This window comes from Streptomyces sp. NPDC043176 (assembly GCF_056436715.1).
The window spans coordinates 419,191-433,150 of record NZ_JBWKCA010000003.1; the positions used below are offsets into that span (position 1 = coordinate 419,191).

16 protein-coding genes are annotated in these 13,960 nt (G+C 73.0%); 6 read left to right on the forward strand and 10 right to left on the reverse strand.

Annotated features, from left to right (window positions below; translation table 11 throughout):
• Window positions 1-449 precede the first annotated feature (449 nt).
• The gene (locus AC067A_RS06950) at window positions 450-1,106 is read right to left on the reverse strand and encodes a M15 family metallopeptidase (RefSeq protein WP_478615534.1); all 657 of its coding nucleotides are present in this window, start codon (window positions 1,104-1,106) and stop codon (window positions 450-452) included.
• A gap of 64 nt (window positions 1,107-1,170) precedes the next feature.
• Between AC067A_RS06950 and AC067A_RS06955 the strand changes: the two genes are divergently transcribed.
• Complete coding sequence (locus AC067A_RS06955) at window positions 1,171-2,100, forward strand: hypothetical protein (protein ID WP_478615537.1); 930 nt, start codon at window positions 1,171-1,173, stop codon at window positions 2,098-2,100.
• Window positions 2,101-2,183: 83 nt separating this feature from the next.
• Complete coding sequence (locus AC067A_RS06960; protein WP_478615540.1) at window positions 2,184-2,807, forward strand: histidine phosphatase family protein; 624 nt, start codon at window positions 2,184-2,186, stop codon at window positions 2,805-2,807.
• A 152-nt stretch (window positions 2,808-2,959) separates the two neighbouring features.
• Here the strand turns inward: AC067A_RS06960 and AC067A_RS06965 are convergent, their stop codons facing one another.
• The 5 genes from AC067A_RS06965 to AC067A_RS06985 form a co-directional block, all read right to left on the reverse strand.
• Window positions 2,960-3,259: a DUF6342 family protein gene (locus AC067A_RS06965; RefSeq protein WP_327162597.1), complete on the reverse strand. Its 300-nt coding sequence runs from the start codon at window positions 3,257-3,259 to the stop codon at window positions 2,960-2,962.
• 203 nt (window positions 3,260-3,462) lie between these two features.
• The gene (locus AC067A_RS06970) at window positions 3,463-4,503 is read right to left on the reverse strand and encodes a hypothetical protein (protein WP_478615545.1); all 1,041 of its coding nucleotides are present in this window, start codon (window positions 4,501-4,503) and stop codon (window positions 3,463-3,465) included.
• Window positions 4,504-4,513: 10 nt separating this feature from the next.
• On the reverse strand, window positions 4,514-5,059 hold the full coding sequence (locus tag AC067A_RS06975) for a GNAT family N-acetyltransferase (RefSeq protein ID WP_478615547.1): 546 nt from the start codon (window positions 5,057-5,059) through the stop codon (window positions 4,514-4,516).
• A 91-nt stretch (window positions 5,060-5,150) separates the two neighbouring features.
• On the reverse strand, window positions 5,151-5,813 hold the full coding sequence (locus AC067A_RS06980) for a maleylpyruvate isomerase mycothiol-dependent enzyme family protein (RefSeq protein WP_478615550.1): 663 nt from the start codon (window positions 5,811-5,813) through the stop codon (window positions 5,151-5,153).
• A gap of 379 nt (window positions 5,814-6,192) precedes the next feature.
• Window positions 6,193-7,044: an alpha/beta fold hydrolase gene (locus AC067A_RS06985; protein WP_478615552.1), complete on the reverse strand. Its 852-nt coding sequence runs from the start codon at window positions 7,042-7,044 to the stop codon at window positions 6,193-6,195.
• 467 nt (window positions 7,045-7,511) lie between these two features.
• On the opposite strand from AC067A_RS06985, the gene AC067A_RS06990 reads away from it, so the two are divergent.
• Window positions 7,512-8,282: a hypothetical protein gene (locus tag AC067A_RS06990; RefSeq protein WP_478615555.1), complete on the forward strand. Its 771-nt coding sequence runs from the start codon at window positions 7,512-7,514 to the stop codon at window positions 8,280-8,282.
• 85 nt (window positions 8,283-8,367) lie between these two features.
• Here the strand turns inward: AC067A_RS06990 and AC067A_RS06995 are convergent, their stop codons facing one another.
• Window positions 8,368-9,057 carry an iron-dependent transcriptional repressor DtxR gene (locus AC067A_RS06995; protein WP_017239389.1) on the reverse strand — a complete coding sequence of 230 codons (690 nt, stop codon included), beginning with the start codon at window positions 9,055-9,057 and terminating at the stop codon, window positions 8,368-8,370.
• A gap of 150 nt (window positions 9,058-9,207) precedes the next feature.
• Here AC067A_RS06995 and AC067A_RS07000 point away from each other — a divergent pair, with 150 nt between their 5' ends.
• Window positions 9,208-9,963, forward strand: a complete 756-nt coding sequence (locus tag AC067A_RS07000) for an SIS domain-containing protein (RefSeq protein WP_478615557.1) — start codon at window positions 9,208-9,210, stop codon at window positions 9,961-9,963.
• 28 nt (window positions 9,964-9,991) lie between these two features.
• On the opposite strand, the gene AC067A_RS07005 is transcribed toward AC067A_RS07000, so the two are convergent.
• Window positions 9,992-10,828, reverse strand: coding sequence for an NAD(P)-dependent oxidoreductase (locus AC067A_RS07005; protein WP_478615559.1), 837 nt, complete (start codon window positions 10,826-10,828; stop codon window positions 9,992-9,994).
• A 19-nt stretch (window positions 10,829-10,847) separates the two neighbouring features.
• Here AC067A_RS07005 and AC067A_RS07010 point away from each other — a divergent pair, with 19 nt between their 5' ends.
• Window positions 10,848-10,997 carry a hypothetical protein gene (locus tag AC067A_RS07010; protein WP_478615561.1) on the forward strand — a complete coding sequence of 50 codons (150 nt, stop codon included), beginning with the start codon at window positions 10,848-10,850 and terminating at the stop codon, window positions 10,995-10,997.
• Window positions 10,998-11,019: 22 nt separating this feature from the next.
• A complete protein-coding gene (locus AC067A_RS07015) occupies window positions 11,020-11,370 on the forward strand; it encodes a winged helix-turn-helix transcriptional regulator (RefSeq protein WP_478615564.1) in 351 nt (116 codons plus the stop codon).
• 129 nt (window positions 11,371-11,499) lie between these two features.
• On the opposite strand, the gene AC067A_RS07020 is transcribed toward AC067A_RS07015, so the two are convergent.
• Both AC067A_RS07020 and pdxH read right to left on the reverse strand, forming a co-directional pair.
• Complete coding sequence (locus AC067A_RS07020) at window positions 11,500-12,828, reverse strand: PAS domain-containing protein (protein ID WP_478615567.1); 1,329 nt, start codon at window positions 12,826-12,828, stop codon at window positions 11,500-11,502.
• A gap of 348 nt (window positions 12,829-13,176) precedes the next feature.
• A complete protein-coding gene (gene pdxH, locus AC067A_RS07025; protein ID WP_478615657.1) occupies window positions 13,177-13,803 on the reverse strand; it encodes a pyridoxamine 5'-phosphate oxidase in 627 nt (208 codons plus the stop codon).
• Window positions 13,804-13,960: the final 157 nt, after the last annotated feature.

Consider the following 13,960-nt stretch of genomic DNA (forward strand, 5'->3'; position numbering starts at 1 on the left):
AAGCCTGGGCCCGGCAAAGGGCGCCGTCCGTTGTGCCCACCCGTTCCGCCCCAGCGGAACGATTGCCCACAACGCGATGGGCGGGTGGGGCCCGCCCCGGCGGGACGAGGGCCCACCACGGGGTGGGCGGAGGCGCGGAAGTGGGCACCGCCCCGGCGGAACGATTGCCCACCACGGGGTGGGCGGAGGCGCGGGGGTGAGCATCGCCCCGGCGGAACGATTGCCCACAACGTGCGGGGCGCGGCCCACAACGTGGGGCGAGGGCGCAGCCCGGGGGTGGGCACTGTTCCGGCGGAACGAGGGCCACAACACGCGGGGGCGCAGGGATGGGTGCCGCCCCGGCGGAACGATCGCCGCGCAAGGCGGTGGGGGCGGCCCACAACGCGGGGGCGAGGGTGCAACGGGCGGGAGGTGCCCGGGCGGGGCGGGGCGCGGGCAGGCGGCGCGGTCTACGGCGCGGTCAGGGGGGTGGGGCCGTAGGGGGCGGTGGGGGTGGTGGTGGCGAGGGCCCAGTAGCGGTCGCCGTAGGACCAGTGCCACCACTCGGTGGGGTAGTTGACGAGCCCGACGGCGGTGAGGACGGATCCGAGGAGTTCGCGGTGGGCGCGGGCCCGCGGGGGGATGCCGGGCGCGTGGGTGTAGCACGCGCCGCCGCTTTCCTCGGGGTCGGCGTTCATGCGGGTGCCGAGGTCCAGCTCGTGGCCGTCGGCGTCGGCGAGGGTGAGGTCGACGGCGGCGCCGGCGCTGTGGGGGGCGATGTCGGGCGGGGAGACGTACCGGCTGGTGGCGACGTGGAGGTGTTCGGGGGTCCAGTCGGGGTGGGCGGCGCGGAGCTGGTCGGCGTACTCCTCGAAGTAGGCGCGCTGGAGCGAGGGCGGCCGGTAGCCCTCGACGAAGAGGAGGCGCAGGCCGTCCGGGAGCAGTTCCTGCGCCTTGAGCAGCCGTTCGAGGACGCCTTGCCGGAGATGGGCGAAGGCGTTCTCCGGGTCCTGCTTGCGCGGGTCGACCAGCAGCGCGCTGCCGCGGACGTCGACGAGGGGTTCCCCGCACTCGACGACGGGTACCGCGGCGACCCTCGGATCGGCCATCAAAACGATCTCACTCATGGGTCGATCATCCCTCCGCGGTGGTGCGTGATGACGGCCGGAGGGGATTTGAATGCGTTCAGAAATGCGGGATGCAGTGCGGGAGCGGCCACAGGCACGCCCGAACGACCGGTTCGGCGCCGTCGTGACGGCCTCCGTCGCGGTGCTGTGCACCGAGGTGGTGCTGGGCCTGATCGCGGCCTACGTCCGGGGAGAGACCCAGGAGGGCCCGCCTTCGCCGGTCAACCCGATGGCGCTGTTCCTGCTGGTGGTCGCCGCACCCTTCCTGGCCGCCGCCTCGTACGTACTCGGCGCCTTCCTGACCGTGAGCGTGGTGACGCCGCTGCTGACGGCGGCGGCCCGGCTCGGCCGCCGCTTCTCGGGGCGCGAGGTGTGGTGGTGGGTTCCGGCGGTCACCGCCGCCGCGACCGCCGCTCCGGTCCTCGCCGGCGTGATCCTCACGGAGACCGGCCCCTTCGCGGGCCTCGCCGGATGGCTCGTGGTCACCGCCGCGCTCACCGCCCCCGCCCTCGTCGCCCGCCGTCTGCTGCTCCCGGACCGGCCTCGTCTCTCGGGCCGCACGATGTTCCGGCGGGTGGCGATGTTCGGCACGCTCGCCTCCGTCGGCGCCTTCACCCTCGCGGGCATCGCCCTGTCCGCCGGAATCGGCCACGAGCCCCCGCGGCTGAACGCGGAACAGGGCGCCGACACCCACGCGGACGGCCAGGGCGGCACCCTCACCCTCACCGCCGACGGCGAGGCCACGGCCTCCCGCGTCGACACCTTCGACTTCTCCAGCCCCGGCGAGCCCTCGATCCGCGAGTGCTCCGGCATCGGCCGCTGGACCCACGACCCCTCCGAAGGCCCCTACACGGGGGAGATATACGTCTCCGTCGACACCTGCCCCGTCGACATCGAGGGCTTCGGCGTCTACGGCACCCCCGCGGTCCCCAAGCCGTACGCCACCGTCGGCGACCCCGACTCCGGGAAGTTCTCCATCCTGCGCCGCGACTGAGGCCCGCCCCTCCGGAACCGGACCGCGCCGGGGCGGCGTCTCTCCGGAAACCTGCAGGATCGACTCCGCCGGAGGGCCCGACCATGGCCGGAACAGCCGCCCGCCACCTCTACCTCACCCGCCACGGCGAAGCCTCGGCGGACGAGAGCGAGCTGACGGCCGCGGGCCGCCGCCAGGCCGCACTGCTCGGTGAGCGGCTCCGCGGCGTGCCGCTCACGGCCATCCACCACGGCCCGCTCGCCCGCGCCGAGCAGACGGCCCGGCTGATCGGCGAGCAGCTCGACGACGTGCCCGTGCGGCGCTCCGAACCGGCCGGCGACTACATTCCCTACCTCCCCGCGCGGGAAGAACTACCGCCGGAGACCGCGGACGCCATGCTCGGCTTCCTGTCCGGCTTCCCCGCCGAAGAGCGCGAGCAGGGCCCGGCACTCGCCGCCGAGGCGGTCGAGCGGTTCACCGGACCCGTCGCCGGCGACACCCCGCGCCACGAGCTCGTCGTCACCCACAACTTCCTCGTCGCCTGGCTCGTACGCGCCGCGCTCGACACCCCGCGGTGGCGCTGGATGGGCATCGACCACGCCAACGCCGCCCTCACCGTCCTCCGTTACGCCCCCGGCCGCCCCCCGTCCCTCCTCCTCTTCAACGACACCGGCCACCTCCCCCACGACCTCCGCTGGACCGGCTTCCCGCCCGAACTGCACGTCTAGGCCGTTTCCGTCGGATCGTCCGACGGCCGCTCGGCGCGTGTCGTCGGCCGACGCCGAGTGGGCACGCGCCGAGCCGTTGCCGCCGGACCCGAAGCGGCCTCGCGCCCCGTCCGGGGTACGGCGGCCGCGGCCGCCGTACCCCTCGGGCCGTCCTAGTAGCCGAGGTCCTTCTGCTCGGTGATCAGGCGACCGGCGATGTGCAGGTTGCCGTCGGAGTCGAGCACCGCGATGATCTTCTTCGTGGAGCCGTGATGGGTCGTGAAGTAGATCTTGTCCGCCTCCTGCGAAGAGGAGTGGTTCGTGTTGACGGACAGCTCGATGCTCACCGGGGAACTGATGAGCACGTCCTTCTTCGGCGAGGTCGGGTAGACCTGGTTCTGCCGCAACTTGACGCGGCCGTGGGTGTCACCCTCGTCCCAGTCCGACGCCACGCCGAGGTCGATGTCAGCCATGCGTTTTCCCCTCCGGTTCCGGTGGAAGAACGGTGCGGCCCGGGCGCCACAGGACATCCCGAACCGAGCCCAGAACCTACGCAGTTGGTTCACGCACCGACACGAGACCTCGCATGTATGACCAGTTTTCACCCGGCTTCGTCGCGAATTGACGCCTAGGCGCCGGAGCCGCCAAAACGTCCGAAAAGTGCCGTGACATGTCCCTAGCCGTACGACTCGCGGTACCTGCGCAGGCGGGGGGCGCGGATCGCGGGGAGGCCGACGAGGGTCCACGCGAAGGCGTTGCGGTTCGGGGTCAGGGGGTACCAGAGGTGCGGGAGGAGGGAGTAGTCGTCACGGAGGACGCCTTCCGGGAGGACTCCGGTGGCGGGTGTGGGCGAGGTCTCGCCGGGGTGGACGAGGTACGCCCAGACGCCACTGTCCAGCGGGACCACGGGCCCGTCGTCGCCGGGTGGGCGCCAGGGCTCGCCCGTCAGGGGATGGCGGGGGACGAGGAGGACGTCGGGGCGGGGCCGGGGCGTACGGACACCCGGGCCGGCCAGGTCCACCGAGCGGGTGTCGGGCCCCGCGGGGAGGCACCGGTCCACGGCGGGGCCGAACAGCTCGGAGACGGGCCCGTCGGGCAGGGTCACCGGGCGGTCCTCGGTCACCGCCACGAGGTGGGCCAGTGCGACGCCGAGCGCCGCTTCCCAGCGGCGGCTCCACGACCCGTCGAGTTCGAAGGGCGGGACGCGGTGCTCCGCCCGCTCCAGGTCGCCCCAGTCAGGCGGCGGGACCGGCGGGAGTCCCGAGGGGCGGCGTACGACGGCGTCGGGCTCCAGCCACACCGTCTGCCACGACCCGCAGTCGTCCACGCGCGTCGCCACAGCCCGCCCGCACCCCGCGCACGCCAGGTTGGGGCCGTCCCGGCCGTCCACACCCCGGCAGTACCCGTCGCACTTCTCCGGGATCAGGGTCATCGACCGGGAGTCGCCCGGGGCGATGACGATCCTGTCCCGCGCGCCGAACGACACGTGGTACACCGGCGCGTACACCCCCCTCCGGGCGGCCTCCTCCTCTCCCACGTCCTCCCACAGCCGCCACGGCGGTCCGGAGGGCAGGGGATCGACGGCATACGTCCCCGGGTCCATCAGCGGCGGATGGAGTTCCTCCCACCCACCGAAACGGGTGTGCACGGGAAGCGCGACCCTCGACACCGGCGCCGTCAGCCCCGTGTCGCACCCGGCACACGCGAACAGGTCCACACAAGCCCTCCTAGCGTTGCTGCGGCGCCGGCTTCCAGTCACGGGCCAGGAGTCCGAGGATCACCTCGTCCAGGAACTCGCCCATCACCCACGCCGAGGAGCGCAGCACGCCCTCGCGGGTGAAGCCGTTGCGCTCGGCCGCGCGCAGCATCGCGTGGTTGTCCGACAGCGTCTCGATCTGCAGCCGGTGCAGCCCGCGCACCACGAAGCCGTACCGGCACAGGGCCGCCACGACATCGGTGCCGTACCCCTTGCCGCGGGCGGCCGGCAGCAGGCCGAGGCCGATGTGCGCGCCGCGGTTGTGGGTGTCGATGCCCCACAGGTTCGCGCTGCCGATCAGCGTGCCGCCCTCCAGCTCCACGATGGAGAAGGGGACGTTGCGCTGGTCCGACTCGTCCACCACGAGCCGCGGGTCCTTCGACCCCGGCGTGATCGGCCGCCACGGACCGCCTTCGGCACGCGCGGAGTTGATCACGTCGTCGAACAGCTCGGTCCGCAGGATCGGGATGTCCTCGTCGAACCGGGCCCTGAGCCCGACCTTGCCGCCAGTAAGCATGCAGGCTTCCTATCCGACCCCGTTCGGCGGCAGCAAGCCAATAAACGCCGTACGCGCCAGGCCCCGCGGGCCCGGCGTGATCGGACAGGTCCTAGTCTCGCGGCGTGCCGTGCCACCGCCACCCGGTCAGCCGCGGCCGCCCCTCCAGCTCCGCCCGCCCCGTCGCCCACAGCAGCGTGCGCCAGGGGTCCGTGGACGCCGGCGCGTCCGGGAACAGGCGGGCCAGCACCCGGGCGCAGACATCGGCCGGCGGACTCCACACGAGCCCCAGCCCCTGCGCCAGGTCGTACGTGTGCACCACGGTCTCCACGATCCCCATCGCGGCGAAGCCCTCCGGGTCCGACACCCCGAACCCGTGGTACGCCCGCGTTTCCGGCGACGCCGTCCGCACCATGGCGACCAGCAGCGCGCCGCTCGCCTCCAGGACCTGCAGGAGACCGGACGGGCCCGCCTCGCGGTCCGCGTGGATCGCGTTCGCCGGCCCGCCCGGCCGCCTGCTCTCCCACACGAACGGCACGTCCCCCTCCAGCGGGGGCGACGTCGGACCGAGCTGCACCGCGTACGCGAACAGGTCGTCGCTCAGGTGCTCGACGGTCTCCCAGCAGTCCCACTCCAGCGACCCCGCCTTCCCCTCCCAAGCGTCCGCCGGCGCCCCGCGCAGGACCTCCACCGCGAGCCGCAAGGAGACGGCGAGGTCGTCCGCGGTGACGGGAGGGCGGGAGGAGAGCCGGTCGGTCTTCGCTGATGAGGACATGGCGGGACCTTACCGCGGGGCGCGCCGGCCGCCCTCAACACCGTTGGGAACGAAGGCGGTTCCGGGCGGAACGGTGAAGGCCCCCACCTCGGGCGGGGGCCTTCGCCCCCTGGGCCTGGACCCGCACCGGTGGTGCGCCGAGCAAAGGGTGCGGGTCCGGGCGCGGAAGCCTGGGCCCGGCGAGGGGCGCCGTCCGTTGTGCCCACCCGTTCCGCCCCAGCGGAACGATTGCCCACAACGTGGTGGGCGCCGGGGGTGGGCACCGCCCCGGCGGGACGCGTGCCCACGACGAGGGGGCGGGGCGCAGCCCGGGTCGGGTGCCGGACCCGGGGGAGCGAGGGCCGCGACGCGGGGCGGCGGGCCGTGAGGGGTGGGGTGGTCAGGGGGTGAGGGTGCCGGTGAGGAAGGGATGGAGGGCGCGGTGGAAGTCGTGGGGGTGGGAGTAGTGGAGGAGGTGACCGGCGTCGGGAATCTCGGCGTACGACCCGTGGGGAAGGACCCGCACCATCTCCTGCGCCTCGGCGCGGCCGAGCTCGCCGTCGAGTCCGCGGACGACGAGCGTGGGGCAGCGGACTTCGGCGAGGGAGTCCCAGTGGGCGTCGTGGACCCAGGTCTCGCGGGAGGTGAGCATGTGCGCGGGGTCGAAGACGGGGCGCCAGCCGTCGGGGTGTTGGGCCATCACCTCGGCGAAGAAGGCGCCGCGGGCGGGGTTGGGGCGCTCGACCCAGGGGTCGTCGTGGCCGAACCAGCGGCGGGCCGCGTCGAGCGTGGGGAAGGGGGTGGGCCAGCGGCGGAACCAGTCCTGCCATTCGCGCTGGGAGGCCGCGCCGAGCGCGGAGGCGCGCATGTCGCAGATGACGAGGGCGCGGACGAGGTCGGGGCGTTCGGCGGCGAGCTGCCAGGCGGTGAGGGCGCCCATGGAGTGGCCGATGAGGGTGGCGGGGCCGAGGCCGAGCTGCTCGATGACGGCGGCCGCGTCGGCGACGTACGCCTCGCGGGTGAAGACGCCGCCGGGGGGCCGCTCGCTGTGGCCGTGGCCGCGCTGGTCGAGGGCGACCGTGCGGGTGCGGCCGGTGAGTCGCGCGACGGCGGGGGCCCAGTGGGCGGCGTGTCCCATCAGGCCGTGGAGGAGTAAGACTCCGGGGCCGGTCCGTCGGGCGGCCCCGTCGGTGAAGTCCCAGGCCGCCAGCCGTACGCCGTCGGCCCCGGTGACGTCGAGTCGTCGCGCCATGTCCCTGGCACCCCCTCTTTGCGTCGAACCCCGTCAGACTATCGAACTCGCATTCGAAAATGCGCTCTTGCCACCCAACACCCCTCGTTCGAGTGACAGGACTCAAGGATTGACTCCCGTCGCCGAGGGGAGATCTTGAACGGGAGGCGGACCGCTCGGGGAAGACGGTCCGAGGGGATTGACCTTGAGAGCTCGGGGCTCCAGGTCAGCACAGGGGAGGACAGGCCCCGGCGCCCAAGGGCGCCGGGGCCTTCTGTCGTCCGCAGTCCCTCATGGCTCCACCCCCTCCACGCCGGCTCGTACCAGCGTGGCACGACGAGGGCGCGGGCGTGAGCATTCCGGCGTAAATCGGGGCGCGCGACGAGGACCCGCCGGATCCGTCGCTCCGTCAGACCACCCCGGGCCGATGCGAGTTCGTGATCGGCGCCCCCTACAACCGCCCCTCTCCTTCATGGCTCAATCGAGGCATGCTCAGTCCACAGATCCTCGGCAAGGGGGACCAGTACACGGTCCTCCGGCCCGACCGCCTCACCACGACGGCGGGCCGGCAGATCACCCACATCCCCCTGACCGCCGTCCAGGAGGTCCGTCCGGACGGCGACACGGCCCTGACGATCGTCCTGACCGACGGCGCCACCCGCCGGCTCACCGGCGGCAACGCGTACTCCGCCGCCGCCTTCCACGCCGCCCTCACCGCCGCCCTGCCCACCCAGCGGGACCCCGCCGGAAGCGCCCTCGTCACCACCGAGGACGGGGGGCTCGTGATCAAGACGTGGCAGGTGTGGGTCGGCGTACTGGCCGTCCTCGCGGCCTTCGGCGGCTACGTGTGGTGGACCGGCTCCACCCACGGCTCCGAGATGGGCTTCGTCGCCTTCTTCGCGGCGCCGGGCGCGCTCCTGGGCGCCATGGCCTGCATCGGCACGTACGCCAGCGTCGACACCCGGGTGACCCTCCGCCGCCGCGGCATCACCGTCGCCGCCGCCCGGTACTACTACCCGAACGGCAAGCGGGCGAGCTACTACACGTACACCGACACCAGTGGCAACGAGCACACCACCGGCTACGGATCGGGCCGCTCCACCCAGGAGATCCACATCGTCTACGACCCGGAGGCGCCCTCGACCAGCGTCGCCGTGGAGCCGCTCTACACCACCGTCGTGAAGCACCTCTTCTACGCGTCCCTCTCGCTCGCGATCCTCGCCCTGGGACTGTGGGGCGTGCTCGCCCCGTACATCTGACGACGACCGGCCGGCGAACGGCGGAAACGACCGAGGGGCGCCCGGCCTGGCCGGGCGCCCCTCGGTCACGTACAGGAAGAAGCCGTCAGCGCTTCGCGACGAAGACGTGCGCCGCGACCTCCGCGTCCAGCTCGGCGGCCTCGCCGCTGCTGCCGACGAGGACACCGCCGGGCGACTCCGTCACCGAGACCACGGAACCGGGCTGCACGCCCGCCCTGCGCAGGGTGTACATCAACTGGGCGTCCGTCTGGATCGGCTCGCCGATCCGGCGCACGATGACCGTCTTGCCGCCGCTCGCGTCCAGGTCGGCCAGGGAGACCATCGAGTCGTCGAGGAACGCCTCCGCCTCCGCCTTCTCGCCCAGCTCCTCGAGGCCCGGGATCGGGTTCCCGTACGGCGACTCCGTCGGGTGACGCAGCAGTTCGAGGACCCTCCGCTCCACGGCCTCGCTCATCACGTGCTCCCAGCGGCAGGCCTCCGCGTGCACCTGCTCCCACTCCAGGCCGATCACGTCGACCAGCAGACACTCGGCGAGCCGGTGCTTGCGCATGACGCGGGTGGCGAGGCGGCGGCCCTCGTCGGTGAGCTCCAGATGGCGATCACTCGCCACGGCCACCAGGCCGTCGCGCTCCATCCGCGCCACCGTCTGGCTCACGGTGGGGCCGCTCTGGTCGAGCCGCTCTGCGATCCGGGCACGCATCGGGACCACACCTTCCTCCTCGAGCTCGAGGATGGTGCGGAGATACATCTCCGTTGTGTCGATCAGTCCGGACATACGTGCCCCTCGATGAGTCGTGCGCTGGCCCTCCACCAATTCTGACGCATCGGGCCGACAACCGGGCCTCACCCGGGTGAGGCGGTATTGACAGAGCAATGGTCCAGACCGCACCGTGATCCGCGACCACGACGAGAAGGAGCCGCCGCCATGGGCGAGAGCAAGCTGGCCGGACAGTTCTTCGACGCCGCGATCGGCCTGCTCCAGCAGGTCCGCGACGAGGACGCCGCCGAGATCGCCGCCGCCGGGGCCGCGATCGCCGAAGCCGTCGAGAACGGCAACCGCCTCTTCGCCTTCGGCGCGGGCCACTCCTCCCTCGCCGCCCAGGACGTCGTCTACCGCGCCGGCGGCCTCGCCCTGATGAACCTGCTCGCCGTCCCCGGCGTCGTCGGCGTCGACGTCATGCCCGCCACCCTCGGCTCGGCCCTGGAGCGGGTCGACGGCCTCGCCGGCGCCGTCCTCGACTCCTCCCCCGCCAAGGCCGGCGACGTCCTGATCATCATCTCCCTCTCCGGGCGCAACGCCCTGCCCGTCGAGATGGCCATGAACGCCCGCGCCCTCGGCCTCACCGTCATCGGCGTCACCTCGGTGGCGTACGCGACCGAGACGAAGTCCCGGCACGTCTCGGGCACGTACCTCAAGGACCACTGCGACATCGTCCTGGACTCCAGGATCGCCGTCGGCGACGCCGAACTCACCCACGAGGGCATCGAGGCCCCCTTCGCCCCCGCCTCCACCGTCGTCACCAGCGCCCTCATGCAGGCCACCATGGCCGCCGCCGCCGAGGACCTCGTCCGCCGCGGCATCGAACCGCCCCTGCTGCGCTCCGGCAACGTCGACGGCGGCCACGAGTGGAACGGCCGCGTGATGAACGAGTACGGCGACCGGATCTTCTTCCGCCACTAGAACGGACGGGGGCCACCGCCCCCTCCCGTCACCGGCCGCCCAGGACCTGGGTCACGCGGGTGAAGCCGTCGGCGCCGTGGCCGCGGTCGACGGCACGGACGGCGAGGGCCTCCGCGGCGCGCATGACGGTCGCGTCGATGCCGTGGGCCTCGGCGGCGTGGACGACGTGGGACATGGTGGAGACGGCCGAGGTGAGGGGGTTGCCCTCGCCCGAGTAGGAACCGCCGTCGACGTCGTCCGCCCACTCCTCGAAGAGCGGCGGGAGGATCGCGCCGATGCCGGCGGCGAAGGGCGCCAGCTCGCGCGCCGGAATGCCCTCCGCGCGGGCCAGGGCCAGGGCGTGCACGTACCCCGTCATCGACGTCCAGAAGATGTCGAGGAGCGCCACGTCGTACGCCGCCGCCCGGCCGATGTCCTCGCCGAGGTGGGTGTGGGCGCCGCCCAGGGCGTCGAGCACCGGCCGCTGCTCGGCGTACAGCGACTCGGGCCCGCTGTACAGGAACACCCCGGCCGGCGTCCCGATGCTCGGCGTCGGCGTCATGATCGCGCCGTCCAGATAGCCGATGCCGTGCTCGGCGGCCCAGCCGCCCGTGTCACGGGCGCGCTCCGGGACGTCGGCGCTCAGGTTCACCAGGGTCCGCCCCTTCAGCGCGTCCGTGACGGCGGGCTGCCGCAGCACGGAGTCCGTGGCGTCGTAGTTGACGAGGCAGATCACGGTCAGCGTGCTCGCGCCGACCGCCTCCTCGGCGCTCGCGGCCAGGACCGCGCCCCGCTCGGCCAGGTCGCCCTCCCGGCCCGGGGTCCGGTTCCACACGGTGGTGCGCACCCCGGCGTCCAGGAAGGCGCCGGCGAGCGCCCGGCCCATCGGACCGAGACCGAGGACCGTGACGGAGAGCGGAGAACCGGAGGACGACACGGACGAGGACACGGAGGAGGACGAGGAAGAGGAAGAGGAGGACGAGGACGAGGACGAGGACGAGGACGCGGAAGAAGACATGGAGGAACTCCCTTGCACAAGGATGGGATGCAGGTGACCGACGAACGAGAGGGACGCGCATGACACGCCTCCGGGCCCAGGACACGAACGTCTGCGGCGTGACGGCCGCGATCGCCGTCATCGACGGCAAGTGGAAGACGTCGCTGCTGTGGCTGCTGGAGTCCGGGCCGCTGCGGCCCGGTGAACTGCGCCGCAGGCTCCCCGAGATCAGCGAGAAGGTGCTGACGCAGGCGCTGCGGGAGATGGAGGCGGACGGCCTGGTGCACCGCGAGGTGCACGACGTGCTGCCGCCGAAGACCGTCTACTCGCTGACGGAGCACGGACGCGAACTGTCGGAACTGCTCGGCCCGTTGTCCGACTGGGGCCATCGCCGGCTGGACCGGCTCACGGAAGCGGCCGCCGCTTCCTGAGGCCCTGCCGCTCCCTCCCGTCCGGGCCACCACCAGGTTCTCCCGGGCGCCGGGACCGTACAAGTACCCACAAAAAAGTGGGTGTACGGGGAGCCCACGGCCGTCAGCCCGGACCCCCGGCCCCCGCCCTCAGCAGTCCTTGCCGCCGAGGTCCAGGAGCGCGGCCACCCGGGCCGCCACCGTCTCCCCGAACACCACGTCCTCCCGCTCGAAGGGCGCACGGCAGGCGGCCCGCAGGAAGGTCAGCACGCCCACCGTGCGGCCGCGCGAGCGCAGCACCACGCACAGGGCGTGCGCCGCGTCCCCCGGCCACTGGTGGGCCTCCGCCCACACCTCGGCGGTACGGCCCGCGGTCGCCCGCACCGAGCCCAGCCGGTCCCAGGCCTGGAGCGCCGGATGCCTCGGCCCGTACCGCAGGGGGATGCCGCCGCCGACGACGGGGGACGACGGGCCGGGCGCGCCGGCGGGGGTGGCGAGGGCCCGCGTCAGGCGCCGCTCGCCGGCCACCCGGTCGACGAGGGCGTGGTCCGCGAAACCGGCCAGCGCGAAGTCGAGCAGGACCGTCGCCGCCTCGTCCGGGTCCTCGCACTCCGAGGCCGCCGCGCCCGCCCGGTGCAGCTGGCTCCACCGGAACCGCATCCGGTCCGCCTCGCGCGCCGCGAGCCGCTCCTCCGTCACGTCCTGGAACAGCCACGCCACACCCAGCGGCACCGGCTCCTCCGCCATCGGCGACGCCAGCAGCAGGAAACCGCTGCGCCAGCACCGGCGCTGCTCCCCCGAGGCCGTCCGGAGCGTCACCCACACCTCGGCCGGCGCGGACGGCGTCCCCTCGGCCAGCACGTGCTGGAAGGCCGCCTCCAGCTCCTCCGCGCCGTGCACGACGACGTCGCCGAGCGGTCGCCCGAGCAGGGCCGTGCGCCCCGTGCCCAGCGCGCGGGCGGCGTGGGCGTTGATCATCGCGGGGCGCAGGTCGGCGTCCACGAGCACGACCCCCCACGTGGCGTCGTCGAACAGCGCCTCGCTCAGCGCGACCGACCGCTCCAGATCCAGCTGTACGTGGACCTCGCTGAACGCGCAGTACACCCCCACCGGCGCCCCGTCCGCGCCCCGCACCCCGGCCGCCTGGCTCCGCACGAGCACCCGCCCGCCGTCCTTCCGCAGCAGCACGAACTCGTGGACCTGCCGGCCCGTCCCCCTCATCGCCCCCATCAGCCGGCCCAGGGTCTCCTCGGCGTCCGCGCTCCGCGCCGCCCACCCCCCGAACCCCCGCCGCCCGACCGCCTCCCCGGCCGACCACCCCAGGATCCGTTCCGCCTCCCGGTTCCAGTGCGTCACCGTCCCCTCGGCGTCGAACGCGCACAACGCCGCGTCCATCCCGTCCAGCAGCGCTGCCAGCAGGTCTCCCCCCGCCCCCGGCACAGAAGCGGTCTCACTCGCGGACCCCGTGAACGCACTCATCCGGCACTCCCCCCTACTCCGGCCATTCAACTGGAACGTGACACAGAGCACACCCCCGTTCCGCGATTTGAATAAATGGGTTGAGGCACACGGGGGCGCTTCCTAGGGTGGAGGTACACGCGAAAGGAGGTGATCCGAAAACATGATTTCTTTTCGGACTCGTGAGGTGACTGCGGGCTAAGGCCTGCCAGTCGCACTCTGTGCACCTCGGCAGGCCCTCTGCCGAACACCAACGCAGTCACCCGACCCGTGAGTCGCCGGCAGTCCGGCCGGCAGGCTCCGTCCGAACCTAGGCGGACGGTGCCAAGACTCACGGGTCGTCTGCGTTTCCGGAGCCGGGAGGCGGCGTCAGGGGGCCAGGCGTTCCACGTGCCAGGTGTCGCCGTCGCGGCGGTAGCGGAGGCGGTCGTGGAGGCGGTTTTCGTGGCCTTGCCAGAATTCGACGGTGTCGGGGATGACGCGGATGCCGCCCCAGGTGGGGGGAACGGGGACCTGCTCGGGGTCGGGGTAGCGGGCGGCGAGTTCGTCGTAGCGGGCGAGGAGGTCGGCGCGGGAGGGGATGACGGTGGACTGGGGGCTGGCCCAGGCGCCGAGCTGGGAGCCGTGGGGGCGGGTGCGGAAGTAGGCGACCGTCTCGTCGCGGCCGGTGTGGACGGCGCGGCCGGTGACGATGACCTGGCGGGCGAGCGGGTGCCAGGGGAAGAGCAGGGAGGCGTGGGGGTTGGCCTCCAGTTCCCGGCCCTTGCGGGAGCGGTAGTTGGTGAAGAAGACGAAACCGGCCTCGTCGTAGTGCTTGAGGAGGACCGTCCGGGAGGACGGGCGGCCGTCGGGGGTGGCGGTGGAGACGATCATCGCGTTCGGCTCGTGGATCGCCGGAGTGGCGGCGGTCTCCTTGAACCAGCGGGTGAACTGCTCGACCGGCTCGGGTGCGAGGTCGGCCGCGAGGAGCTCCGTGGTGCGGTACTGCTCGCGCATGTCGGCGGGGTCCAGGGCGTCGGTCACAGGGTCATCCTGCCGCAGCGGCCGAGTCTGCCCGGCACCACGTGGCCCTAATCCTCACTCGCCGGATCGGCGCAGTGTGCCGGATGTCACGCTTCCCCGCATCATCGGAACCGTACAGACTCTTCCGCTG